The organism is Vibrio sp. 10N.222.48.A3 (assembly GCF_041475345.1).
GTDB classification, from domain to species: Bacteria; Pseudomonadota; Gammaproteobacteria; order Enterobacterales; family Vibrionaceae; genus Vibrio; species Vibrio tasmaniensis_A.
The window spans coordinates 1-2175 of record NZ_JBFRVX010000768.1; the positions used below are offsets into that span (position 1 = coordinate 1).

2 protein-coding genes are annotated in these 2175 nt (G+C 43.8%); both read left to right on the plus strand.

The window, feature by feature from the left end; translation table 11 throughout:
- Positions 1 to 15 precede the first annotated feature (15 nt).
- On the plus strand, positions 16 to 1371 hold the full coding sequence (locus AB4653_RS19585) for a cache domain-containing protein (RefSeq protein ID WP_012604299.1): 1356 nt from the start codon (positions 16 to 18) through the stop codon (positions 1369 to 1371).
- A complete protein-coding gene (locus AB4653_RS19590; RefSeq protein ID WP_012604298.1) occupies positions 1364 to 2002 on the plus strand; it encodes a response regulator transcription factor in 639 nt (212 codons plus the stop codon). The genes AB4653_RS19585 and AB4653_RS19590 overlap by 8 nt, the downstream gene beginning before the upstream one ends.
- The last annotated feature ends 173 nt before the right edge of the window (positions 2003 to 2175 follow it).

Below are 2175 nucleotides of genomic sequence, written 5' to 3' on the forward strand. Positions count from 1 at the left end.
TTGTGAGGAAAAGGAATGCCTCTAAAAGTTAAGCTGATTTTGCTGACGCTACTCCCGTTGCTGATTGTAACGGCGAGCATTAGTTGGATCTCGTTACACCAAACTAAGACGTTGGGTGAGAAAGAGGTCGAAATCTTCCGAGACAGCTTAATTAAGTCGCGTGAAAACGCCCTCAAAGACACTGTTGATCTCGCATTTGATGCCATCGAACATATCTACAACGATCCCGATATCCAAGAAGCACAAGCCAAAAGAGAAGTTCGAACCATATTGTCTAAACTAAGGTATGGCTCTGACGGTTACTTCTTTGCGTATGATCGCCACGGAACCAATTTGGTTCATCCAATCCAGCCAGAGTTGATAGGGCAAAACTTACTTCAACTGCAAGATGAAGATGGCGACTTTCTGATAGAAGCCTTGTTAAGAGAAGCACAAACAGGCGGAGGATTTCACCAATATTTGTGGCAAAAACCTTCGACAGGTGAGGTGGTATCGAAGCTGAGTTACGCCGCTTGGTTAGAGCGCTGGGACTGGATGATTGGCACCGGCTTGTATATTGAGGATGTGCATCAAGAAGTGGCCTCGATGCAGGCCGCAATTAACAAGAATATTGAAACCACGTTCTTTTCGATTGTGGTGATTCTGAGTGTGACGGTCGCGGTCATCATTGTACTGACGTTGGCCATTAACATGCATGAACATCGGATAGCGGATAACAACTTGAAGGAACTAGCTCATAAGACGGTGATGTTTCAAGAGGACGAAAAGAAGCATCTAGCGCGTGAGTTGCATGATGGTATTAACCAGTTATTAGTGTCGAGTCGCTGTCACTTAGAACTGCTCGGTAATAAGCTACAAAGCGAAGACCTTAAAGTGCATTTGAATAAGTCTCAGCATTCACTGATGCGGGCAATCGAAGAGGTGAGGCATATTTCGCATCAACTTCGACCAAGTTCATTGGATGATATCGGCTTAGAAGCGGCGTTGTCTTCGCTGTTATTAGACTTTCAGGCGCACTCGAGCATTGAAGTGGAAACCTTGTTTAATACGCAGCCGGGAAAGTTGAAATCAGAAGCTGCGACGACTTTATATCGAGTGGTGCAAGAGTCACTGAATAATATAGAGAAACACGCACAAGCGACCAAAGTAACGGTTATCGCACAGCAAATTGGAAATGTGTTGCAGTTGCTCATCCAAGACGATGGAGTCGGTTTCAATACCTATAAAGCAATGGAAAAGCGAGGTATTGGGTTACGTAACATGAGAGAACGGGTGGAGTTCATCGGTGGTGACTTTGAATTGATGAGTGAGGTTGGCTTTGGAACGGAAATTACAGTGTTACTGACACTAGAGGGATTAGTGAATGAGTGAAGTTATTCGAGTTGTGATTGCAGATGATCACCAAGTGGTACTGGATGGCTTTATGGCGAGATTAGAACTCGAGCCTGATATTAGCGTGATAGGTACAGCCAGCAATGGATTAGAAGCCGTTGAAGTGGTTAAAGACTTGCGCCCTGATGTGGTGTTGATGGATATCAGCATGCCTATCATGAATGGTATTGATGCCACTCACCTGATTAAAGAGGAAGATCCTCAAGCTAAGGTGCTGATGCTGACCATGCATAACAACCGTGAATACATCATGAAGGTGATGCAATCGGGTGCTGTCGGCTATATGTTGAAAGAAATTTCGGCTGAAAAAATGGTGCAGGCAATCAAGACGGTCAATCAAGGCTCAACCTATTTCTGTGAAAAAGTGACTCAGAACTTGTTTACTCAGCCTATTACTCCCACACAATCTGTGAAGAACCCATTGAGTAGGCGTGAGGAAGCTGTGTTGAAATTAGTGGCTAAAGGGGAGAGCAGTAAAGAGATCGCGAAGGGATTAAATATCAGTTACCGAACGGTTGAAACCCATAGACAAAATATCAAGCATAAGCTCGACATTCACTCTACGGCAGAGCTTGCCAAGTATGCTGTTAGCTCTGGGCTTGTTGAGTGATGTTACGCTAAATTACAGTGAATGTGTAATTTAATTACCAAATGTGCCGTTTACACCCGTTTTTTGATGGTTTTTTTAGTATTTTTGCGACGAGTTGTTATTCTTCCTTTCGAAATTTAAGTGCCAAATGCAATGTTGCAAATTGTGCGCTACTAATTAGAGAGGATGCATGG